Source organism: Variovorax xiamenensis (assembly GCF_050916385.1).
Lineage (GTDB): Bacteria > Pseudomonadota > Gammaproteobacteria > Burkholderiales > Burkholderiaceae_C > Variovorax.
Window position 1 is genome coordinate 3,579,958 of sequence record NZ_CP139038.1, and the last position, 21,228, is coordinate 3,601,185.

Annotated in this window: 19 protein-coding genes; 4 read left to right on the forward strand and 15 right to left on the reverse strand. The window is 68.8% G+C overall.

The window, feature by feature from the left end:
• Positions 1-68: 68 nt before the first annotated feature.
• The 3 genes from SFB74_RS16380 to SFB74_RS16390 all read left to right on the forward strand — a co-directional run bounded on the left by SFB74_RS16380 (position 69) and on the right by SFB74_RS16390 (position 2,456).
• Positions 69-713 carry an HAD family hydrolase gene (locus SFB74_RS16380; RefSeq protein WP_432731835.1) on the forward strand — a complete coding sequence of 215 codons (645 nt, stop codon included), beginning with the start codon at positions 69-71 and terminating at the stop codon, positions 711-713.
• 10 nt (positions 714-723) lie between these two features.
• Entirely contained in the window at positions 724-1,860 is a 1,137-nt protein-coding gene (locus SFB74_RS16385; protein ID WP_432731836.1) for a DSD1 family PLP-dependent enzyme, read from the forward strand.
• A 287-nt stretch (positions 1,861-2,147) separates the two neighbouring features.
• On the forward strand, positions 2,148-2,456 hold the full coding sequence (locus SFB74_RS16390) for a hypothetical protein (RefSeq protein ID WP_432731837.1): 309 nt from the start codon (positions 2,148-2,150) through the stop codon (positions 2,454-2,456).
• Positions 2,457-2,483: 27 nt separating this feature from the next.
• Here the strand turns inward: SFB74_RS16390 and SFB74_RS16395 are convergent, their stop codons facing one another.
• On the reverse strand, positions 2,484-3,818 hold the full coding sequence (locus SFB74_RS16395) for a PLP-dependent aminotransferase family protein (protein ID WP_432731838.1): 1,335 nt from the start codon (positions 3,816-3,818) through the stop codon (positions 2,484-2,486).
• Positions 3,819-3,915: 97 nt separating this feature from the next.
• On the opposite strand from SFB74_RS16395, the gene SFB74_RS16400 reads away from it, so the two are divergent.
• Entirely contained in the window at positions 3,916-4,518 is a 603-nt protein-coding gene (locus SFB74_RS16400; RefSeq protein WP_432731839.1) for a DJ-1/PfpI family protein, read from the forward strand.
• On the opposite strand, the gene SFB74_RS16405 is transcribed toward SFB74_RS16400, so the two are convergent.
• The 14 genes from SFB74_RS16405 to SFB74_RS16470 all read right to left on the reverse strand — a co-directional run bounded on the left by SFB74_RS16405 (position 4,496) and on the right by SFB74_RS16470 (position 21,226).
• The gene (locus SFB74_RS16405; protein WP_432731840.1) at positions 4,496-5,953 is read right to left on the reverse strand and encodes a mannose-1-phosphate guanylyltransferase/mannose-6-phosphate isomerase; all 1,458 of its coding nucleotides are present in this window, start codon (positions 5,951-5,953) and stop codon (positions 4,496-4,498) included. The two genes, SFB74_RS16400 and SFB74_RS16405, sit on opposite strands and share 23 nt — an antisense overlap.
• A 61-nt stretch (positions 5,954-6,014) precedes the next feature.
• The gene (locus SFB74_RS16410) at positions 6,015-6,794 is read right to left on the reverse strand and encodes a LuxR C-terminal-related transcriptional regulator (RefSeq protein WP_432731841.1); all 780 of its coding nucleotides are present in this window, start codon (positions 6,792-6,794) and stop codon (positions 6,015-6,017) included.
• Complete coding sequence (galE, locus tag SFB74_RS16415; RefSeq protein WP_432731842.1) at positions 6,787-7,899, reverse strand: UDP-glucose 4-epimerase GalE; 1,113 nt, start codon at positions 7,897-7,899, stop codon at positions 6,787-6,789. Before galE ends, SFB74_RS16410 begins: the two co-directional genes overlap by 8 nt.
• A 28-nt stretch (positions 7,900-7,927) precedes the next feature.
• A complete protein-coding gene (locus SFB74_RS16420) occupies positions 7,928-9,175 on the reverse strand; it encodes a glycosyltransferase WbuB (protein WP_432731844.1) in 1,248 nt (415 codons plus the stop codon).
• Positions 9,172-10,431 (reverse strand): polysaccharide biosynthesis protein, encoded by a 1,260-nt coding sequence (locus SFB74_RS16425; protein ID WP_432731845.1) that lies wholly within the window; start codon positions 10,429-10,431, stop codon positions 9,172-9,174. The genes SFB74_RS16420 and SFB74_RS16425 overlap by 4 nt, the downstream gene beginning before the upstream one ends.
• Positions 10,432-10,451: 20 nt before the next feature.
• Entirely contained in the window at positions 10,452-11,384 is a 933-nt protein-coding gene (locus SFB74_RS16430; protein ID WP_432731846.1) for a hypothetical protein, read from the reverse strand.
• Positions 11,385-11,429: 45 nt separating this feature from the next.
• Positions 11,430-12,389, reverse strand: a complete 960-nt coding sequence (locus SFB74_RS16435) for a hypothetical protein (protein ID WP_432731848.1) — start codon at positions 12,387-12,389, stop codon at positions 11,430-11,432.
• Positions 12,386-13,462: a glycosyltransferase gene (locus SFB74_RS16440; protein ID WP_432731849.1), complete on the reverse strand. Its 1,077-nt coding sequence runs from the start codon at positions 13,460-13,462 to the stop codon at positions 12,386-12,388. Before SFB74_RS16440 ends, SFB74_RS16435 begins: the two co-directional genes overlap by 4 nt.
• A 13-nt stretch (positions 13,463-13,475) precedes the next feature.
• Entirely contained in the window at positions 13,476-14,801 is a 1,326-nt protein-coding gene (locus SFB74_RS16445) for a hypothetical protein (protein WP_432731850.1), read from the reverse strand.
• A 33-nt stretch (positions 14,802-14,834) separates the two neighbouring features.
• Positions 14,835-15,806 carry a GDP-L-fucose synthase family protein gene (locus SFB74_RS16450; protein ID WP_432731851.1) on the reverse strand — a complete coding sequence of 324 codons (972 nt, stop codon included), beginning with the start codon at positions 15,804-15,806 and terminating at the stop codon, positions 14,835-14,837.
• A 103-nt stretch (positions 15,807-15,909) separates the two neighbouring features.
• Positions 15,910-16,626 (reverse strand): sugar transferase, encoded by a 717-nt coding sequence (locus SFB74_RS16455; RefSeq protein ID WP_432731852.1) that lies wholly within the window; start codon positions 16,624-16,626, stop codon positions 15,910-15,912.
• Positions 16,623-18,959 carry a polysaccharide biosynthesis tyrosine autokinase gene (locus SFB74_RS16460; RefSeq protein WP_432731853.1) on the reverse strand — a complete coding sequence of 779 codons (2,337 nt, stop codon included), beginning with the start codon at positions 18,957-18,959 and terminating at the stop codon, positions 16,623-16,625. The genes SFB74_RS16455 and SFB74_RS16460 overlap by 4 nt, the downstream gene beginning before the upstream one ends.
• A 46-nt stretch (positions 18,960-19,005) precedes the next feature.
• Positions 19,006-20,217: a polysaccharide biosynthesis/export family protein gene (locus SFB74_RS16465; RefSeq protein ID WP_432731854.1), complete on the reverse strand. Its 1,212-nt coding sequence runs from the start codon at positions 20,215-20,217 to the stop codon at positions 19,006-19,008.
• Between the two features lie 79 nt (positions 20,218-20,296).
• Positions 20,297-21,226, reverse strand: a complete 930-nt coding sequence (locus SFB74_RS16470) for an alpha/beta fold hydrolase (RefSeq protein ID WP_432731855.1) — start codon at positions 21,224-21,226, stop codon at positions 20,297-20,299.
• Between the last annotated feature and the right edge of the window lie 2 nt (positions 21,227-21,228).

The window sequence follows — 21,228 nt, forward strand, 5'->3', positions numbered from 1 at the left end:
TTGTGCTTAACGATTGATGACTCTGCATTGAAGCACAGGCATGACTTCGGAACGTAAAGTCGTTGCCCATGCAATCCTCCAACGCCTATCCGCGCGCAGTGCTGTTCGACCTGCTCACCGCGCTGCTCGACTCCTGGACAGTCTGGAACGCCGCCGCCGGCTCCGAGGAGCAAGGCCGCGTGTGGCGCGCCGAGTACCTGCGGCTGACCTACGGCTGCGGCGCCTACGTGCCCTACGAGCAACTCGTGAAAGAAGCCGCACGCAACACCGGCATGGCCGACTCCGCCTCCGACGCGCTCGAAGCGCAATGGGACACGCTGCCCGCATGGGACGGTGCGCGCGAACTGCTGCTGGCGTTGAAGCCGCACTGCCGCCTTGCCGTGGTCACCAATTGCTCGAAGCGGCTCGGCCATCGCGCCGCGGCGCGGCTGGGCATCGACTGGGACGTGGTCGTCACTTCCGAGGAGGCCGGTTTCTACAAGCCCGATCCGCGCCCGTACCGCATGGCGCTCGACCGGCTGGGCGTGAAGGCGGAAGAGGCCGCCTTCGTCGCGGGCTCGGGCTACGACATGTTCGGCACGTCGGCGGTCGGCTTGCGCACTTACTGGCACAACCGGGTCGGGCTGGCGCTGCCGCAGGGGGCGCCGTCGCCCGAGCTGCAAGCGGCCGCACTCGATGCCGCTCTGCCATGGCTGCAATCCTTCGGCAAATGAAAGCCCGCACATGAACTACACCCTCGCCACCATCGACACCCCCGCGGCCCTCATCGAGCGCACGCGTATGCAGCGCAACATCGCGCGCATGCAGCAGCACATGAACGAACTCGGCGTGCGTTTTCGTCCGCACGTGAAGACCAGCAAGTGCATCGAAGTCGCCAAGGCGCAGCGAGACGCGGGAGCCCAGGGCATCACCGTCTCCACGCTGAAGGAGGCCGAGCAGTTCTTCGCGGAAGGCTTCACCGACATCCTCTACGCCGTCGGCATGGCCCCGCACCGGCTGCCGCATGCGCTGGAACTGCGCCGTCGCGGCTGCGCGCTGAGCATCCTCACCGACAGCGTGGCTTCGGCACGCGCGATCGCCGAGTTCGGCCGCGCGAACGGCGAGGCCTTCGACGTGCTGATCGAAGTCGACACCGACGGCCACCGCAGCGGCATCAAGCCCGACGAAGACGCGCTGCTCGAAGTCGGCCGCGTGCTGCACGAAGGCGGCATGCGCCTCGGCGGCGTGATGACCCATGCGGGTTCCAGCTATGAGCTCGACACGCCCGAGGCCCTGAAGGCGATGGCCGAGCAGGAGCGCTCAGGCTGCGTGCACGCGGCGCAGCGGCTGCGCGAGGCTGGCCTGCCGTGCCATGTGGTCAGCGTCGGCTCCACGCCTACCGCGCTGGCCGCCGGGGTGCTTGAAGGCGTGACCGAGGTGCGCGCCGGCGTCTACGTGTTCTTCGACCTCGTGATGCGCAACATCGGCGTGTGCAGCGAAGACGACATCGCCCTGAGCGTGCTCACCACAGTGATCGGCCACCAGGCCGAAAAGGGCTGGGCCATCGTCGATGCCGGCTGGATGGCGATGAGCCGCGACCGGGGTACGCAGAAGCAGAAGCGGGACTTCGGATATGGACAGGTCTGCGATGTCGACGGCAGGGTGCTGGGCGGCTATGTGCTCAGCGGGGCGAATCAGGAGCACGGCATTCTTTCGCGCGAAGGCGAGCCGGATACGGGGATCGTGGAGAGATTTCCTGTGGGGACGAGGCTGCGCGTCCTGCCGAATCATGCTTGTGCGACGGGGGCGCAGTTTCCGGAATATCAAGCGTTGTCGGACGATGGTTCGTTGCGCGCCTGGGGACGTTTTCACGGCTGGTGAGGCAGGCAAGCCGAACGCAGGGCGTCGCTATACTGCGCCGGTCATGTCAAAAAAAGGCGTGATCGGGATTGGACTCCCGTTGAAACCGCTGCGACGCAAGCCGCAGTCACCCCGCATGGTCTGCGGCTTTGTCGTTCGTGCTTCCATTTTTGGCGGCTCGACGGGCGGGCGCGAGCCCGGCCGGTTTCACGCAAGTGGTTTCCCGGTAGTCCAACCCGTCGAGCCGCCGCCCCCGCCTGGACTCGGGTGCGTCGGTTTCAGCAAACCGAAACCCTTGGAGCCCATTCATGGCCGAATCTGCCAGCGCGTCTGCGCACGTCTCTCCACCTCCCGGATCTCCCGAAACCACCAGCGCTCAATCGCTCGCCCTGCAGGCATGTGATGACATCGACAGCCTTCACGAGGTGCAGCATGCGTTTGCAGGCCTTGAAAAACTGCTCGTTCCGCAGGGGGTGAACGACTCCGAGGAGGTCTACCCGACCCGCACTGAACTCAGTGCGCTGATGCGAACGATCAACAACGATCTGCGGCAGCGGCTCGAGGCGGCCGGGAGCACGGTTCGGCTGTTGCGCGCTGCAGTGGGCGAGGACGCGTGAGCACGCTGGGAGCCTCCATGGAGGCTCTCAGAAAGACTGCTCCTCGACCACCCGCCGTACCGTGCGCAAGGCGCTGCGCAAACCTTCCAATCCGACAGAGCCCAGCGCCAGCCGCAACGCATGCGGCACATGCTTCGATGTAGCAAAAGGCTCGGCCGTAGACACCGAAATCCCTTCGCGCATCAGCGCCGCCGCGACCAGATCGGCGCGGGTCTCCTCCGGCAGCGGCAGCCAGACGAAGTAGGACGACGGATGGCGCACGCATCGCATGCCGGCGAGCACTTCGCCGACGATGGCCTGCCGTGCCGCCGCATCCTTCCGCTTCTCGGATTCGAGGCGCTCGACCGTCCCGTCTTCCAGCCACGCGCAGGCAATGGCGGTGGTCACGCCCGGCGTACACCAGGTCGTGGCCCGGATCGCACGCTCCAGCTTTGGCACCCATGCATCAGGCGCGGCGACGAAGCCGACACGCAGCCCGGTCGCGACGTTTTTCGAGAGACCCGAGACGTACACCGTCGTCTCGGGCGCCAGCGTGGCGAGAGGCGGCGGCGGGTCGTCGGCGAGAAACGCATAGGCAGCGTCCTCGATGATGAGGAGACCGTGCCGTCGGGCAATGGCTGCCAGGCGCTTTCGGCGACTCATGCCCGTCACCCAGCCGAGCGGGTTGTGCATGGTCGGCATGGCGTAGATGGCCCGCACGCGGCGGCGCGCACATAGGCGCTCCAGCGCATCGAGGTCGGGCCCTTGGCCGGCGGCGGGCAGTGGAGCGAGCTCCAGCCTGTGCGCCTCGGCCAGCACCTTGAACCCGGGGTAGGTGAGGGCATCGACAGCGACCACGTCGCCGGGCTGCAGCAGCGCCATGGCAGTCACCGCCAGTCCGTGCTGCGCGCCGTCGACGATCAGCACATTCGACGGCTCCACTTTCAGCCTCCGTGACGCGAGGTGCCGCGCGAAGCATGCGCGCTCGTGCATTCGCCCGCCGTGCGGTGCGTAGCGCAGCATCGCATCGAGCTCGCCGCCGGCCGCGAGTTGCCGCAGCGCGCCGCGCAGCAACTCGGCCTGTCCGGGCAGCGCGGGGTAGTTGAAGTTCAGGTCGACCAGATCCGCCGGCAGGGCACGTTGCTCGGCCCCGGGGCCCATGCGCAGCGAGGCCTCGCGCACGAAGGTGCCGCGGCCGACTTCGCCGCTGACGAGGCCCATGGCCTCCAGTTCGGCGTAGACGCGCGATGCGGTGACCAGCGCCAGCCCGTGGCGCTCGGCGAGCTTGCGGTGCGTGGGCAGGCGGGTGCCGGGCTTCAGGCGGCCTTCGCGGATTTGGGCTGCGAGTTCGTCCACCAGTTGCTTGTAGCGGGCTTCGGCCATCGTTCATCCGATGTATGCATGACAATTTTTTGATTGTATTGATCGGCGCTCCTACGATGGCCTCGTCCCATCCGCCCACGACAACGATCACGACGCCATGCACATCGCCATCCTCACCTTCGAAGGCTTCAATGAACTCGACTCGCTCATTGCGCTCGGCGTTCTCAACCGTATCAAGAAGCCCGGCTGGCGCGTGAGCATCTGCTGCCCCACGCCGGAGGTCACGTCGATGAACGGCGTCACCATCCGGGCGCAATCGCTGCTGGAAGAGGCTCGCTCCGCCGATGCCGTGGTCGTCGGCAGCGGGGTGCAGACGCGGGAGGTGGTGGCCAGCCCGGAGCTGATGGGGCGGCTGTCGCTCGATCCGGCCCGCCAGCTGATCGCGGCGCAATGCTCCGGCACCCTGGTGCTGGCCAGGCTCGGCCTCGTCGAGGGCGTGCCGGCCTGCACCGACCTGACGACCAGGCCCTGGGTGCAGGAGGCCGGCGTGGAGGTGCTGAACCAGCCCTTCTTCGCGCGCGGCAACGTCGCCACCGCGGGCGGCTGCTTCGCCTCGCCGTACCTGGCCGGCTGGATCATCGCCCGCACCGAAGGCGTGGAGGCCGCGGCGGACGCGCTGCACTACGTCGCGCCGGTGGGCGAGAAGGAAGCCTACGTGGCCAACGCGATGAAGAACATCACGCCGTATCTGCCGCGATGAGGTCCTGCGTAGCCGCCGGTGCAGGCGCGCAGCGCCCGTAGGTGTCGTCGAAGCGCACGATGTCGTCCTCGCCCAGGTAGCCGCCGGTCTGCACCTCGATCACCTCGAGCACCGTCTTGCCGGGGTTCTCCAGCCGGTGGATAGCGCCCGAGGGCAGGTAGATCGACTCGTTCTCGTGCACCAGCCTGACCTCGCCATCGCAGGTAGCCAGCGCCGTTCCCTTCACCACCACCCAGTGCTCGGCACGATGGTGATGCATCTGCAGCGACAGACGCGCGCCGGGCTTGACCGTCAGGCGCTTGACCTGGAAGCGTTCGCCCAGGTCGATGCTGTCGTAGGCCCCCCACGGCCGCACCACGCGGCGATGCTCGGTAGCCTCGGCGCAACCCTCCAGCGAGAGCTTGCGCACAACGTCCGCAACCTGTTCGGCGCAGCCCGCGCCAGCCACCAGCACGGCATCGGGCGTGTCCACGATGATCAGGTCCTGCGTGCCCAGTGCCACCACCGGCCGGTGCGGCGCATGCACGAAGGTGTTGCGCGAGTTGAGCGCGCTGGCCTTGCCACTGAGACGGTTGCCGGCGTCGTCCGCCGGATGCAGGCTCGCGACCGCGTTCCAGCTGCCGACGTCGCTCCAAAGTCCTTCGAACTTCACGACCGCGATCTGCCGATGTTTCTCGAGCACGGCGTAGTCGATGCTGTCGGCGCGGCATTGTTCGAAGGCCGCGCGGTCCAGCCGCACGAAGCTGCCGTCGCGGGTTGCCTGGGCGGTAGCCTCTTCGCAGGATTGGAGGATGTCGCCCGCGTGCTCGCGCAGCGCGGCGATCAGCGTGCGTGCCTGCACGAGGAAGATGCCGGCGTTCCAGCTGTAGCCGCCGTGCAGGATCAGCATCTCGGCCACCGCCGCCGTCGGCTTCTCGACGAAGCGCGCCACGGCCTGGCTGTGTCCGTCGGCCAGGGGTTCAGCGGCCTCGATGTAGCCGTAGGCCGTGCTCGGAAAGCTCGGCACCACGCCGAAGGTGACGATCCTGCCGGCCAACGCTGCGTCGATGCCGGCATGCACGGTGCGGGCGAAGAGGACGGCGTCGGGAATGTGGTGGTCCGAGGGCGCGAACAGCAGCAGGTCGTCCGGCTCGGCCATCAGCGCGGCCGATGCCATCGCGGCCGCGGTGTTGCGCGCCACCGGCTCCAGAATCTGCCGGCCCGTGGCGCCGGCGTTCTCCACCGTTTCCTTCACCAGGAAGCGGTGGTCTTCCGAGGCGATGCAGGTGATGTCCGCATTCAGCAGCGCAAGGCGCTCCAGCGTGAGCTGCAGCAGGCTCTTTCCGCCGACCAGCGGCGCGAACTGCTTTGGCAGGGCCTTGCGCGACAGCGGCCACAGTCGCGTGCCGCTGCCGCCGCACAGGACCACGGGATGGATGGGGAGAGCGGTGTTCATGATCGATCGCCAGCGTTGGGTTTGTGTCGGTTGACGGTTGGCCGTCCTGCTTCGGTTCGGTTCAGATCAGCCCGGAATAGGCCGCGTAGCTCACGGCCTGCGCGCGCGAATGCACGTGCAACTTCTTGTAGATGTTCTTGATGTGGGCGTTGACGGTCTGCCCCGAGATGCCCAGCCTGGTGCCGATTTCCTCGGTGACATGGCCGCGCGCCACAAAGCGCAGGATTTCGCACTCGCGCGCCGTCAGGGTCGTCTCGCGCGGCAGGGGCTCGGCAACCGGAGGCAGCGAGCCCACGGGCCGATGGCTCAGCCGTGAGAGAAGCCTGCGCGCCAGCCGGGGCGTGATGGCCGCGCCGCCGTTGACCACCTGCAGCACCGCCTGCGCGAAGCTCTGCAGCCACGCGTCCTTCAGCAGGTAGCCGGTGGCGCCCAGCTCGAAGGCGTGCAGCACGTGCGCCTCGTCCTCCAGCGCGGTGATCACGATGATCTCCACGGAGCGGTGGTGCTCGCGCGTTTCCTGGATCAGGTCGAAGCCGGTGCCGTCGCCCAGCCGCAGATCGACCATCAGCACGTCGAAGTCGTGCGTGGCCAGCAGCCGCCGGCCGTCGCGCAGGCTGCCGGCCTGGCCTTCGAGCTGTATGCGCAGGTCCGAGAGCAGCTCCTGGGCGATCACGCGGCGCATGAATTCGTCGTCGTCCACGAGCAGCACGCGCACGGGCGCGTCTTCCTGCCCGGTCAGGAAGCCGGGCCACAGTGGCGTGGCGGGTGCGCAGATGGCCGGCGGATACCCCGACTGGCCGGCGCCCTGCTCACCGATGGAGGATGAAGCGTTTTCAGACATGGGTGTGCCCCAGGTTGGAGTTGATGTTGGTGCCTGTGTTGTTGTTCTGGAAGAGCGCGGCGCCCGGGCCGAGGGCGGGCGCCGGGTCGTCGAAGCCGTGCGGGTTCGCGGACTGCCAGCGCCAGCTGTCTGCGCACATCTGGTCGAGATCGCGGCGCGCGCGCCAGCCGAGGGTGCGCCAAGCGCCGCGCGCGTCGGCCCAGTAGGCCGGCGCATCCCCGGGGCGGCGCGGCCCGATGCGCAGCGCGATGCGCCGGCCGCTCGCGCGCTCGAAGGCCGAGACCACTTCCAGCACCGAGGCGCCGTGGCCGGTACCGAGGTTGGTCATCAGGATGCCCGGCTTGCGCGCCGCATGGCGCAGCGCCGCCACGTGGCCCTCGGCCACGTCCATCACGTGCACGTAGTCGCGCACGCCGGTGCCGTCGGCGGTGTCGTAGTCGGCACCGTGCACGACCAGGCAGTCGCGCTCGCCGGCCGCGACCTGCGTGATGTAGGGCATCAGGTTGTTGGGTGGCCCATTCGGCAGTTCGCCGAGAAGTCCGCTCTCGTGCGCGCCCACCGGGTTGAAGTAGCGCAGGCAGGCGATGCCCCAGCGCGCATCGGAGCGCGAAAGGTCGGCCAGCATGCTCTCCACCATCGACTTGGTCCGGCCATACGGGTTGACGGCGCCGTGCGGCGCGCTCTCGGCAATGGGCGAGGGCTGCGAGTCGCCGTACACCGTGGCCGACGAGGAGAACACCAGCGTGCGCACCCCCGCGCGGCCCATGGCCTGCGCCAGCGCCAGGCTGCCTGCCAGGTTGACGTCGTAGTAGCCCAGCGGATCGGCCACCGATTCGCCGACCGCCTTCAGCCCCGCCAGGTGCACCACCGCCCGGATGTCGTGCGTCGCGAACACGCGGTCGAGCGCCGCCGCGTCGCGCACGTCCGCGCGCACCAGCGCGGGCTCGATGCCGGTGATGCACGCCACCCGCTTCAGCGAGCGCGCATCGCTGTTGACCAGCGTGTCGAGCACCACCGGCTGGTATCCCGCCGCGATCAGCGCCACGCAGGTGTGGCTGCCGATGAAGCCTGCGCCGCCTGTCACGAGGATCCTGGGTGCGGGCATGGTGGTGTTCCTGGTGGCGGGCGGCTCGTCAGGCGGCCACGCAGCGCTGCAGTTCCTCTTCGAGGCGCTGCAGGATCACGTTGCGGTCCAGCTCGGCTTCGGCGAAGCGGCGGCCGATCGAACCCATCAGCTCGCGCGTCGCGGGCGACATCGAGAGCTGCTCGATGGCATCGGCCAGCGCGGCGGCGTCGCCGGGCTCGACCACCACGCCACGGCCCCACACGGCTTCGCTGAGCGCCGTGCCGGTATGCGCGGTCACGATCACCGCGCGTCCGCTTGCCAGCATGCCGCCCAGCTTCGAGGGCATGACCAGGTCGGCGGCATCGGCGCGCTGGGGCAGCACGTGGATGTCCGCCATGCCCAGCAGCTCGTTGAAGCGCTCGGCGGGCTGCAGGTCGAGAAAGTGCACGTTGCCCAGCCGTACGCAGGCGTTCATCAGCGAGGCGCGGCTCGGGCCGTTGCCGCAGAACACGAAGTGGATGTCGTGCGAGCACACGAGCAGCCGCGCCGCCTCGGCCAGCAGCTCGATGCCCTGCTTGCTGCCGAGGCTGCCGGCATAGAGCACCACCACCGCATCGGCCGGAATGCCCAGCTCCGCCCGGTAGCCCTGCACGGATGCGCCGCTGGCCAGCGACGGGCGCGCGACCGGCCGGATGGCTTCCACATCCACCCAGTTCGGAAACAGCACCAGCCGCGATTCGTCCACGCCTTTTTCGAGTGCCTTGGCGCGCATCGCGGTGGAGATGGTCGACACCCGGTCGAACCTGCGCATCAGCCAGCGCTCGGCGGCCAGCGCGAAGCGCCGCACCCGCTCGCCGCGCAGCCAGCCCAGGCCGAAGGCGGCGTCCACCTCGTAGTCCTGGATGTGCAGCCACGACCTCACGCGCAGCAGCTTGGCAAGGCACAGCGCGGCCGGCGCGCAGGACACGGGCGGCTCCACCACGAACACCACGTCGGGCCGCCAGAACAGCTGCGCCAGGAGCAGCGGAATGCTCGACAGCGTGAACGAAAGCAGATGCCCGATGCGCCCGAGCGCGCGCGGCTGCGATGGCACCCAGGTGGGCGCCCGCCAGACCGTCACGCCGTTCCACACGGCCTTGCGGTAGGCCCACGCCGAATACCCCTGGAACACCGACCACTGCGGAAAGAAGGGCGGCGACGCGATCACCCGCACCTCGTGCCCGCGCGCCTGCAGCCACTCGGCCATCTCGCCCGAGTACTTGCCGATGCCGGCCAGCTCGGGCGCGAAGTTCATCGAGTAGACGAGGATCTTCACGATGCCCGCCTCCGCGCCAGCAGGCGCACGATGGGGAAGAAGCCGAAGTGCAGGCGCATGCGCGTCTCGCACAGCACGAAGTCGGTTACGCAGGCGATGAAGAAGACGTAGTGCGGCTTGCCCGGAAAGAGCGCCGCCACCGCCGCGTAGGAGGCCAGCCGCAGCGCGACTTCGAGCAGCGCCCACTTGCCGAGCGAACTCATCGACGTCTTCAGCGACAGCACCATCTCGTGGTGGATCGTGTAGGTGCGCAACAGGAAATAGGGCGCGATGCACAGGAAGATGGAGCGCGCCTCGTTGCCCAGCTTGAGCAGCGGAGCCGCCACCGAGATGAGCGCGGCCAGCCCGACGAAGAGGCCGCAGCCCAGCAGGAAGGAATGCCTCGCGAGCCGCAGCTTCGCCGCGGTGAAGTTGCCGGCCTCGGTTTCCAGCATCGCGGGCGTCTTGGTCACCAGGAAGGCCTGCACGAACTGCGAGGGCGCCTCGGCCAGCAGGAAGGCGAGCTTGAAGGCGCCCACGTAGCTCAGCGGCATGAAGTAGGCCACGATGAGCAGGTCCGACTTGCGCAGCAGGAACATGAGCAGCGAATACACCGTCGCCCCGGCCTGCGACGCCATCGGAAGCGCGGCGCGTCCGGCCGGCGGTGCCGCTCCATTGGCCGGCAGGCCCACGGCCAGGCACACCACCACGACGGCGATCAGGTTGATGAGCAGCAGGTGCGCCACGCCCAGGTCGAAATGCACCGCCACGCACAGGCTCACGACCCCGACCAGGACGGTCGAGCGGATGCCGGCTTCCAGGTTGAGCAGCCCCGCATGGCCCAGCCCCCGGCTGAACGAAAGACGCAGGCTGTTGAACGCGAACACCGCCAGCGTGACCACCAGGATGGCGAAAGGCGCATCGCCCACCGGCAGGCGCTGCACCGTGAGGATCACCGTTGCGAGCACCGTCGCCAGCGGCAGGCCGATGGCCAGCGTGCGCACAACGTCGCCGCGCGTCACGCCCGGCGGCATCGAGGCCGCATTGCGCGAGAACAGCAGCGAGCTGCCCAGGGTGGCGACCACCAGAGCCACTTCCATCACCGACTGGTAGATCGAGTACTCGCCGAAGCGCGCCGGCGGAATGCTCGCCGCCATCAGGAAGATGGCGAGGAAGCCCGACAGGTACACATACAGCCGCGAAGCGAGCGCGCCCAGCCCCGACAGCCATGCCATGCGCGCACCGGGCAGCGGGAGTGGCAGGCTGAAGTGCTTCATGGCGTCGGCTCGCTCCAGGCTCATTTGCCCGCCGGCACGCGGTCCACCCGGCGGGTGTCGAAGAGCCGGCGCGCGAAGGCGCCGACGCGGAACGCGTTGTTCCGGGCCCGGCGGGCCATCTGCAGCGCGTAGGTCACGGCCGCCATGGTCAGCATGTGGCCGCGCAGCGCGTAGGGCATGGCCATCTTGGCGCTGCCCTGGAAATGCAGCGCCACCACGCGCGTGAGCTCGCCCGAGGCGCTCGTCAGCCAGGCCTTGCCGTCGCGGTAGGCGACGCGCTTGGCGCCGCCGAGCACCTTGAACTCTCCGCGATGGAGGTTGTGCATGCCGTTGATGTTGTGGTCGACCACCGTGCCTTCGAGCACCCGGTTGATGGGCTCGTCGTTGCCCGTGGCGTGCGCCCAGAGGTAGAGCAGCGTCATGTCCGACACGCCGCCGCGCACGCCCCGCGCGGCGAAGCGCGCCGAGATCTCGCGCAGCTTCCTGCGGCCCGAGGGCGTGGCGTAGGTGTCGAGCACCCAGGCCACGAAGCGGCGCAGGCCGTTCGATGTCCAGTAGCTCACGTGCGGCGAGATCTGGCAGGGGTTCCAGCCGTCGGCGGACTGCATGCTGGAGCCCGAGAAATCGGCCTTTCCCGCGAGCCGCCGGATGTGCTCCCCGGCGCCCTGGAAGAGAAGCACGTCGCTGTCGACCAGCACGAAGTCGCGCACGTCGGGGTTTGATTCCAGAAAACGCGCAAGAAGAAAGTAGCGCCGGAAGCAGATCTTCTCGAACTCCGGCGGGTTGCTCGACAGGTGCACGTAGGACCGGCAGAAGCGCTCGTAGGCCGGGCCCGCGTCGGTGTCCGAGAGCACGAGGAGCGGCTCGCCGGCCAGCGCCGCCGATTCGCGGCACAGCGCGAGGGTCTTGTTCTGTCGGTCTTCCACGACGATGAATGGCAGGGGCGGGTTCATGGTGGTTGAGTGAGGGTTGATGAGGTGTGACAGCGATGGTTGGATTCAGGGCCTGGCCGTGGCGGTGACGCTCTTGATGAGCGCCACGTGTGCGGGAACGAAACGGCCTGCCGCGTCGATGGGCATGTCCAGCGTGAAGAGGCCGCGAGCGGCGGCGGCTTCGGCGATCCAGCTACGAAGCTGCGAGGCAGTGAACCGCGCTGGCGCCTCGCGGCCCCACGAGGCGGTCAGCGGCGTCAGCACATGGAGCACCAGCTCCGAAGGCGGGCCTGCCAGGTGCGCCGGCGGCTGCATGTATTCGCCGGCCATCAGGTTCTGGCAGGGAGCCGACTTGGCGCTGAAGCGCTCCGCGCCTTCGCCTGCGTTGAAGGCCAGCCAGCGGTTGGCCGCGCCGGCGCGCGTAGCGCTGCAGAACATTTCCCATCCGGCAGGCGTGATGCCCTTGGTGTTGTAGGTGCCGTCGAACCACCAGCCGCTTGCGAGCGCACCGTATCGCTCCGACCAGTCGCGGATCACGCTGGACCACGCCGCGATGAAGCGCGCGGGCGGTGGCTCCTGCTCGGACACGTCGCCCAGGCATTGCATCAGCGCGCGGTCGGACTGCGGCGCGCGAAACGGCAGGTACAGGATCAGCGCGATGCCCCGGGCTCGCAGCGCCCGACCGATTTCCAGCGGAAGATCGCGCGGCGGGCGGTTGGCGGCGCTGGCGGGGCACAGCACTTCGAGCGCGGCGTTGGGCGCGATGTACTGGCCGCTGTTCTGCCCCAGCGTCAGGATCAGGTGCGAGGCGCGCATGTCCGCGAGCGCGTTCGCGAAGGCTTCGACGTCGAAGCGCCTGATCTCGCCGATGGATTGCTTGTCGGGCAGGTAATGCACCATCACGCCGAAGCCCGGCATCGGCGCGGCAGCGGCAGCGGGCTGGGCGTGGCTTGCCAGCGGCCATGCCGCCGCCAGCAACAACAGCTTCGCGAACAGGCGTACGACGGAGACAGGCAACCTCGTCATGGCAAGGCCCTCGCGAGCGATGGCGCACCGCGCTTGACGCTGAGATAGCGCCGCGCGACGTTGGCGGGCGCGCAGGTGCCGGCATGAACCCACGCCGGGCGCACGTGTTCGTGGTGCGCCAGGTATTGCGCGAGCTGCTCCGGCTCGTCGCCGTCGCTGCCCACGAAGAAGGCGTAGTCCGAGAACAGCTCGCGGTGCACCGGAATGTCCGACAGCAGCAGCGGCACGCCCAGCGTCGCCGCCTCGGCCGCCGAGAGGTTGAAGCCCTCGAAGGTGGACAGCGAGATGAACGCGGTGGCGCTCTGGTAAAGCCGCAGCAGCTCGTCGCGCGGCACCAGCCCGCGGTGGCGCACGCAGTCGCGCACCTCGGGTGCCAGCGCGGACACCATGCGTCCGACTTCGGCGGCGCCGTTGCCGGTGATGTCCAGGAAGTCGACCAGCCCGGCGGCCTTCATTCGCTCGAAGAGCGCGAGGATGCCGGCGAAGTTCTTGTGCGGGTAGTAGTGATAGGCGGCGATCAGGTAGCGCTCGCCGGTCGCGGCGGCAGGCGCCGTCGCGCCGCGTGGCGCATCCACCGGGTTGAAGATCACGCTCGAATGCGCGCAGCGGCCGAAGTGGCGCTCGAAGTCGCGCTGGCTGCTGCGGCTGATGAAAACCACGTCCGCCGCGCTGCGCGCCGCGCGCCACAGGTTCCAGTCGAGAAAGAGCCGCTTGCCGCGCCCGAAGTACTGCGGATAGGCCTTGTATTGCAGGTCGTGGACGATGACGACCGAGTCGCGATGCCGCCCCAGCAGCGTCAGCGGCAGGTAGTAGTTGGGAAACATCGAGAACAGCTGCTCGCCCGTGAGCAGCGTGCGCAGCCGGTGGAAGTTGTAGAGCAGCGTGTCGAGCACGAAGCGGCTGATCTTCAGCCGCTGCGCCAGCGCGAAGAGGCGCGGATGCCGCTCGCTCACGGGCACCACCCGGTCATCGGGAGACTGCCGCATGTGGCGCAGCAGCACCTCCGACACGTTGAGCACGCCACCGGCCGCCTTGTTGAGGCGCACGGTGTCGTAGTAGAGGTAGGTGGCCATGGGTTCCTTCTTTTCAGGCGCTCGGCAGGTGCCGCCGCACCACGCGCGTCATCGCGCGGCGGTTGCGGGAGCTCAGCGAGCCCGCGATGAAGGCGGCGATCAGGCCCGAGGCGGCGAACGGCCCCCAGCCCAGGATCGGGCCGCGCATGAACGGCACATAGGCCGCCAGCAGCACCAGCGCCGAGAGGTACGAGGCCGACACCGGGCGGTCCGGAGAGACGGCGCGGTCGGCCATCCGGAACCCGGCCGAGATCGCGAAGCCGAAGAGCGCCGGCCCCGCCATGCCGAAGTCGAAGTACGCCGTGGTGAAAGGCGGCAGCGAAAGATTGCTCTGCGAGAAGTTGCCAAGAATGGCCGACCAGCCCAGCGGGTCGAAATCGGGAAACATCTTCAGGCTGCGCGGCAGGAAGAACGAGAAGGCCGACAGCAGGTAGCGGCCCCAGCCGAGGTCGGGAATGGGCGCGCGCTCCAGGATGCCCGCGACAACGAACATCGCGTCGAAGTCCTGGCTGAACGGAAATGTCCTCAGCTCCTCGCCCCAGAAGCTGCCGCGCGAAACCAGGTTCAGCAGCGGCCCCAGCCCTGCGATCGAGCCGAAGATCAGCCCGCCCAGCAGCCAGCGCCGGCTGCGCGCCAGCGCATGGATGAGCAGCGGCAGCAGCCCGATCAGCAATATCTGCCGCGCCGTGTTCACCGGGTTGGCCGCGAGCGCAGCCAGCGCGAACGCCAGGCCCGCTGCGCCCCACGACCACAGCGTGCGATGCCGCGCCGCGTGGATGGCCAGCGCCACGAAGCACATCAGCACCATCAGCTTGGGCAGCGTGGAATAGAAGATGAAGTCGATCGCCATGTTGCTCTCTTCGCTGCCCAGGCCCGCGATGCCGCGCGCCACGAAGTTGAGCTCCGGCTTGACCAGCAGCGCAGCGAAGGCGAACACCGCGCAGCCCAGCAACAGCAGCTGGGCATGGACCAGGCCGACCAGCCGGCTGTCGCGGCGGGCCATCGCGTCGGCGGGCGTATCGCGCTCCCCGAGACGGGCGGCTTCAACCCCCGCCATGTAGAGCAGCAGCAGCATCAGCGCCTGCGTGTGCGACTCGGCACGCATGACGCCCGCGTCCCAGAACTCCACGTCGTGCGAGATCTGCATCGCCGGCGCGATCGAGAAGTAGGTGAGGATCGTCGCGTAGTGGATCAGCAGGAACACGCTGCCGCCCGCAGGCCCCAGCATCGCAAGCTGCACCAGCGACAGCACGAACACCGCCGCGTAGCCCCACGCCGGATCGACCAGGCCGCACAGCGCGGCGCAGACGATGCCGGACCAGAAGGTGAGGGGGCGCATGGCGGGCCTGCCGTGGATGGAGCGCTCGGCGGCTCAGGCGTGGACGTGCGCCGGAGTCGAGGCCGGGTCGACTTCCTCGACCGGCCGGATCGCCCGCTGGTAGTCGGCGTAGGTGCGCCGCAGCCCTTCGGCCAGCGGCACGGTCGCGTGCCAGCCGAGGCTGTTGGCGCGCGAGACGTCCAGCAGCTTCCTGGGCGCGCCGTCGGGCTGCGCGAGGTCGTAGCGGATGGTGCCGGTGTAGCCCACCACGTCGCGGATCAGCTCGGTGAGCTCGGCGATCGACACGTCCTCGCCGGTACCGAGGTTGATGTGGCCGCGCATCGCGTCGGTCTGCCGGTCGTATTCGGCGCGCGACAGGTTCATCACCGCGAGGCAGCCTTCGACCATGTCGTCGACATACAGGAACTCGCGCCGCGCGCGCCCGCTGCCCCAGATCAGCACGCTGGGCGAGTTGCCGATCTTCGCCAGGTGGAAGCGCTGGATCAGCGCCGGCACCACGTGGCTGTTCTCGATGTGGTAGTTGTCGCCGGGGCCGTACAGGTTGGTCGGCATCACGCTGCGGTAGTCGATGCCGTGCGTGGCGCCGTACTGGCGGTTGTAGCTCTCGCACAGCTTGAGCCCGGCGATCTTGGCGATGGCGTAGGGCTCGTTGGTCGGCTCGAGCTTGCCGTTGAGCAGGTACTCCTCGCGGATCGGCTGCTCGGCCATGCGCGGGTAGATGCAGCTGGAGCCGAGGAACAGCAGCCGCTTCACGCCCGATACGAAGGCCTGGTGCGTCACGTTGGTGGCGATGGCCAGGTTCTCGTAGATGAACTGGGCCGGATAGGTCATGTTGGCGTGGATGCCGCCGACCCTGGCCGCGGCCAGGTAGACCTGGTCGATCTGCTCCGTCGCGAAGAAGCGGGCCACGGCCGCCTGGTCGAGGAGGTCGAGTTCGGCATGGGTTCGCGTCACCACGTCGTGGCCCAGTTCGCTCAGGCGCCGTGCCGTCGCTTGACCCACCATGCCGCGATGACCTGCAACAAAGATTCGCATATGAGCTTTCGGTGAAGTGGTTGAGTTGGAAGGGGACGAAACCGGTGCCTGGCGATGGACGCGGCCGTTGCCGCTAGCGCGACCCGCGCGCGCCAGTGACCACGCCGAAGGTCTTCAGCAGGATCACGAAGTCCCGCCACAGCGACAGGTGAGCGACGTATTCCGCGTCCATCGCGGCGCGGCGGCGGTAGCTGATCTCGTTGCGGCCGCTGATCTGCCACAGGCCCGTGATGCCCGGGCGCACGGCGCAGTAGTGGTCCCAGTAGTCGCCGTACAGGTCCTTCTGCGCGAACATGCAGGGCCGCGGGCCGACCATGCTCATGTCGCCCTTGAGCACGTTCCAGAACTGCGGGAACTCGTCGATGCTGTACTTGCGCAGGAAGGCGCCGAAGCGGGTGATGCGCGGGTCGTCCTGCAGCTTCTGGTAGACGGCCCATTCGCGCCGCGCGGCCTCGTTCTGGCGCAGGTGGCGCGCCAACACCGCGTCGGCGTTGGCCACCATCGAGCGGAACTTGTAAAACTTGAAGACGCGCCCGCCCTTGCCGTAGCGCGGCTGCATGTATATGGCCGGTCCGCCCGACGTGTAGAGCACGCCCAGCCAGATCAGCAGGTAGGCCCAGCCGAAGAAGAGGAAGAAGGAACCGGCCATCAGGATGTCGGCCGCGCGCTTGGCGCGGCGCAGCCAGGGCGCGCCGCCCAGCGGCATGTAGGGCGCCGTGTTGGCGGCTGTGCCGAGTCCCGGGTTGCCGGGGCCGTGGCCCGTGGATGAGGTGGATCTCAGTGTGTTCATGATCCGGCGTGCTCCGGTTCGATGCGCTTGGGCATCACGGTGTCGGCCGTGTCCAGCTCGTACGAAGGCTCGCGGCGGGGCGTGGGGGCGGGTGGGGCATAGCCGTAGTAGCCATAGCCGTAGCTGCGGTTGCGGCGCTGCGTGGTGTCCACCGCGTTGAACACCACGCCGTGGAAGGCGGCCCCCACGTGGGCCAGCCGCTTGCTGCTTTCGAGCAGCTCGCCCATCTCGCTGTTGTCGGCGCGTGCCACCAGCAGCACGGTGCCCATGCTCGGCGCCATGGCGGCGGTTTCGGAGGCCAGCAGGGTGGGGGGCGCGTCGATCACCACCACGTCGTAGCGCGCCGAAAGCATCGACAGCGCGTGCGCGAAGGTGTCGCTGGTCATCAGGCCGGCCGGGTCCGGGTGCGGCGTGCCGGCGGACATCACGTCCAGGTAGGGCAGCACGTGGTGATGGATGGCGTGCTCCAGCGACACCGCGCCGGTGATGGCGTCGGCCAGGCCGTCCTTGCGCTGCAGGCCGAACTCCTCGCTCAGGGTGCCGCGGCGCAGGTCGCCGTCGATCAGCAGCACCCGCTTGCCCGACACAGCCAGCAGCGTGGCGAAGTTGGACGACACGAAGGTCTTGCCCGCGCCGGCCGTGGCGCTCGAAATCAGTATCCGGTTGTTGGGCGCGCCCATCATCACGAACTTGAGCGCGGTGCGCAGTCGGCGCAGGCCCTCCAGCGCCGGGTCTTCCATGTGCAGCGCCGCCAGCACCTTGATGCCGGGCTTGCCCTTGCGCGTCGCGCGGTCGAGCAGGCGCTGCTGCGGGCTCAGCGGGATGCTGCTGTACACGTTCAGCCCGGTGATGGCCTCGATGTGGTCGGGGCTCTCGATGGAGCGCTTCAGGTTCTTGCGCGCCAGCGCCGCGGCGCCGCCGGCGAAGAGGCCGCCCGCCAGCGCCAGCGCGATCACGATGAGCGACTTCGGCCGCACCGGCTTCTCGGCCACCAGCGCCTGGTCGAGCACGCGCACGTTGGCCACCTTGCCTTCCTTGGCCAGCCGCATCTGCAGCGAGCTGTTGAGCAGCGTCGCATAGAGCTCGGTGTTGACCTTGATGTCGCGCTGCATGCGCACCGTGTTCTGCTGCAGCATCGGCATGCGGCGGATGCGCCCGTCGACCGAGCCCAGCTCCTTCTTGAGCGAGGCGATCTGCGCGTCCAGCGTCTGCACCATCGGGTGCTCGTTGGTGAAGCGGCCCACCAGGTCCAGGCGCTTCTGCTTGGCGTCGAGCAGCTTGGCCTGCAGGTCGACGTTCTGCGTCAGGGCGTTGCGGGCCTCGTCGTCCAGGCTGATGGTGCCGTTCTGGTTGCGGTACTGGTTGTAGGCGTCCTCGGACTGCTCCAGCTGCTGCTTGAACTTGGGCAGCTCCGTGCCCAGGAAGCTCAGGGCGCGCTCGGCCTGCACCGTCTTCTGCTCGATGTTCTGGCGCACGTACAGCCCGGCGATCTCGTTGAGCACGCCGGCGAGCTGGTTGCGGTTCTCGGCCTGCAGACTGATGTCCATCACGCCCGACTGCTTGCCTTTCTCGACCACGCGCAGGTCGCGCTGCAGGCCCAGCAGCGTCAGCTGCTTCGAGTAGCGCACAAGCTCGAAGGCGCCGCCGGGGCGGGCCTCGAAGGAGCCCACCAGCAGGTGCAGGTTGCCGCCGGGCACGGTGGCGTCCAGCGGCGTGCCGACGGTGCCGTGCAGGGGCGACTCCAGCCCCGGGTTGGTCAGCGTGTAGTTGCCCTCGGTGCCGGCGACCAGCTTGAACTTCTTGCCCTCGAAGGCCGGCGGCACGTCCATCTGCGCGACGGTGATTTCCTCTGTGCCCGAGACGTAGTTGCCGTACCCGAACACGCCCGGCGTCGAAAGCCGGCTCGAATGCCGTGCCAGGAACTCGCCCACCACCGGGATGTAGAGCGGCCTGGCGCCGATGTAGAGCCGTGTGTTCTCCATCGCCTGGCCCAGCACCATGCGCGAGCGCAGGATCTCCGTCTCGCCGGCGGTCGGCGTCTTCACGTTGATCGCGCCGCCGCCGTTGGCATCGCCCGGAAAATTGCCGCCCGAGCGGTCCGGGTCTTCCACCTGGATCAGGATGTTGGCCTCGTACACGCGGGTGCCGAAGAGGGCGTAGCCCACGCCCGCGAGCAGGGCCAGCGTCGCGATGCCGGCGATCAGCCAGCGGTTGTCGATCAGGATGTCGAGGTATTCGTGGAACCGCGACTCCCGGGGCCATGCGGTGGTTTCGAGCACCGTCGCCGGAGTGCCCGCGGGGGCGGGAAGCGACGCTTGCCAGTGCGCGTTCATGAGGGTCACCTTTGCTTCGGCTTTGCTGTCCGGACGGCTGCGGCGCCTAGCGGCGGGCGGTGTCGCGGGCGAGGTTGACGACCTGGGCGGCCGGGAGGATCAGGCTGAACACCCGGCTCCAGCTCACCAGCGGCACGCGGTCGACGTACACCACGTCGCGCGGCTGCAGCTCGAAGCGGTCGGCCAGCGCGAGCGCCACCGGGTTCTTCGCGTTGAGATTGAAGACCTGCTGCACGTCGAGGTTGTCGGGCGAGTTGCGCACCACGTAGATCTGGCCCGGGTCGGAGGTCGCCAGGTCGGGGCCGCCCGCGTCGCCCAGCGCCTCGTTCAGGCTCAGCCGGCCGTTGTTGCGCATCTGCAGCGCCGACGGCGCCCGCACTTCGCCCATCACGTAGACGCGGTTGTCCTCGCGGGTGCCGACGTTCACGATGTCGCCGTTGCGCAGCGGAATGCTGTTGGGGTCGGCGCCCAGCGCCTGCAGCATCGGCAGGTTGATCACCGTCGACACGCCGCCGCGCGTGAGCGTGACGTGCGCGCGGTCGCCGGCCTGGGTGAAGCTGCCCGCGCGGCTGATGGCCTCCGACAGCGTCATCGGCACATCGGTGAAGATCTGCAGCCCCGGCGTGCGCACCTCTCCCTGCACGTAGGCGCGCTGGCTGCGGAACGACTGGATGCGCACCGTCACCTGCGGGTCCTTGATGAAGGCCTTGATCCGTTGGGCGATCAGCTCCGACGCGCCGCTTTCCGTCAGGCCCTGCACCTTGGTGCGCCCGATGTACGGGAAGAAGATCTCGCCCTTGGTGTCGACGATGAAGCCGGGCGCGACGGTCACGCCGGTCGGGTCCGACTGCTGCGCGATCACCGCGCCGGCGTTCGGCAGCAGCTCGGGGTGGTCGTACACGATGATGCCGACCACATCGCCCGGCCCGATGGTGTAGACCGGTGCCGCCGTGAACAGGCGCTTGACGTTGTCGGGCACTGCGGCGGGTCGCTGCGCGATCTGCGAGCGGATCAGGTCGGGCGTGATCGGAATGATCTTTCCGCTGTCGGCGGAAGCCGTGCTGTCGCCCGTGGTGCGGGTGAAGCCAAGCGGCTCCACCTTGCCGAAGCCCGGCGCGCAGCCCGCGAGTGCCACCAGCCCGATCGACACCAGCATCGCCAGGCCGAGCCATCGCAGCCGGGCCTGCGCCTGCGTACGGGCCAGCACTGCGAGCGGTTGCGTGCCGCATGGTTGTGTCGCTGGATCGTGGCGTTGCATGGTGATCTCCTTGACTGCTGGTTGTGACGGTGGTGCAAGGCGTGAACGAATGAATGAATGGATGAGCGGCAAGCCCTTGTCAGAGCGCCGCCCAGGTGGTCATGGCCGGCTCGGCGGTGGCCGGCGCGCGGCTGCTGTCCTGGCTGCGCCGTTCGGTGCTGCCGCCCAGGCAGCGCTCGGCGACCCAGCCACCCACGCTGCGCAGGAACAGCTGCTGTCCCTTCTCGGTGCAGACGGTGTGGTCGACCTCGCCGATGAACTCGTACTGGAGCCCTTGCGCGTAGGGCTTGCGGGCGAAGGCGCCCAGCTGGTCGCGGCCACGGTCGCAGACGTGCAGCGAGCCCGAATACAGCACCTGCACCGCGACATTGCGTTCGACCAGGCGCTGCAAAGCGGCGTCGAACCAGATCGCGTTGGCCTCGGGCGCGCGCCTTTCCGCGAAGAAGCCCGGCATGGGCGTCGTCGAGTGGCTGCGCAGGAAGCGGCGCTGCAGCCAGCGCCTGGCCTTGCCCGGGAAGGACGGATGCGCGGGCGCGGCCAGCGCGCGGCGCAGATTGCGCTCGAGCCGCGCGCGCAGCTCGGGAAATGCGAAGCCGTCGAAGAGCGACAGCGCCACCACGCGCCTGTCGGCCAGCGCGGCCGACATGGCGTGCTCCACGCCCGAGCACATGCCCACGATCACGAACTGCCGCGCGCCCAGGGTGCGCTCGGCGGCATCCATGGCGGCCTTCAGGCTGTGCACTGCGCGAATCTGCAGGTCGGGCGAGGTGGACAGCGGGTCGCTGTCGCCGACGCCGCCCAGGTCGAAGCGCAGGCTGCCCACGCCGCGCGCGGCCAGCTGGTGCGCCAGCTTCACGTTGATGCGGCGCGGCCCGACGCGGTGGTTCGCGCCCATGTTGAACATGAGGCAGGCAGTGCCGCCCGACGCCGGCCGCGCGGGCACCGTGAGCATGCCCATCAGCGCATCGCCGGGGCCGAACAGCAGCGGCACCTGCGTGCTCGTGGCCATGG

Excerpts from the sequence above, each read along its gene's own strand:
- SFB74_RS16460 (WP_432731853.1), bottom strand. The coding sequence starts at position 18,959 with ATGAACGCGCACTGGCAAGCGTCGCTTCCCGCCCCCGCGGGCACTCCG.
- SFB74_RS16425 (WP_432731845.1), bottom strand. The coding sequence starts at position 10,431 with ATGAAGCACTTCAGCCTGCCACTCCCGCTGCCCGGTGCGCGCATGGCA.
- SFB74_RS16395 (WP_432731838.1), bottom strand. The coding sequence starts at position 3,818 with ATGGCCGAAGCCCGCTACAAGCAACTGGTGGACGAACTCGCAGCCCAA.
- SFB74_RS16470 (WP_432731855.1), bottom strand. The coding sequence starts at position 21,226 with ATGGCCACGAGCACGCAGGTGCCGCTGCTGTTCGGCCCCGGCGATGCG.
- SFB74_RS16410 (WP_432731841.1), bottom strand. The coding sequence starts at position 6,794 with ATGTCTGAAAACGCTTCATCCTCCATCGGTGAGCAGGGCGCCGGCCAG.
- galE (WP_432731842.1), bottom strand. The coding sequence starts at position 7,899 with ATGCCCGCACCCAGGATCCTCGTGACAGGCGGCGCAGGCTTCATCGGC.
- SFB74_RS16400 (WP_432731839.1), top strand. The coding sequence starts at position 3,916 with ATGCACATCGCCATCCTCACCTTCGAAGGCTTCAATGAACTCGACTCG.
- SFB74_RS16385 (WP_432731836.1), top strand. The coding sequence starts at position 724 with ATGAACTACACCCTCGCCACCATCGACACCCCCGCGGCCCTCATCGAG.
- SFB74_RS16405 (WP_432731840.1), bottom strand. The coding sequence starts at position 5,953 with ATGAACACCGCTCTCCCCATCCATCCCGTGGTCCTGTGCGGCGGCAGC.
- SFB74_RS16430 (WP_432731846.1), bottom strand. The coding sequence starts at position 11,384 with ATGAACCCGCCCCTGCCATTCATCGTCGTGGAAGACCGACAGAACAAG.
- SFB74_RS16445 (WP_432731850.1), bottom strand. The coding sequence starts at position 14,801 with ATGCGCCCCCTCACCTTCTGGTCCGGCATCGTCTGCGCCGCGCTGTGC.
- SFB74_RS16435 (WP_432731848.1), bottom strand. The coding sequence starts at position 12,389 with ATGACGAGGTTGCCTGTCTCCGTCGTACGCCTGTTCGCGAAGCTGTTG.
- SFB74_RS16450 (WP_432731851.1), bottom strand. The coding sequence starts at position 15,806 with ATGGTGGGTCAAGCGACGGCACGGCGCCTGAGCGAACTGGGCCACGAC.
- SFB74_RS16390 (WP_432731837.1), top strand. The coding sequence starts at position 2,148 with ATGGCCGAATCTGCCAGCGCGTCTGCGCACGTCTCTCCACCTCCCGGA.
- SFB74_RS16455 (WP_432731852.1), bottom strand. The coding sequence starts at position 16,626 with ATGAACACACTGAGATCCACCTCATCCACGGGCCACGGCCCCGGCAAC.
- SFB74_RS16380 (WP_432731835.1), top strand. The coding sequence starts at position 69 with ATGCAATCCTCCAACGCCTATCCGCGCGCAGTGCTGTTCGACCTGCTC.
- SFB74_RS16465 (WP_432731854.1), bottom strand. The coding sequence starts at position 20,217 with ATGCAACGCCACGATCCAGCGACACAACCATGCGGCACGCAACCGCTC.
- SFB74_RS16440 (WP_432731849.1), bottom strand. The coding sequence starts at position 13,462 with ATGGCCACCTACCTCTACTACGACACCGTGCGCCTCAACAAGGCGGCC.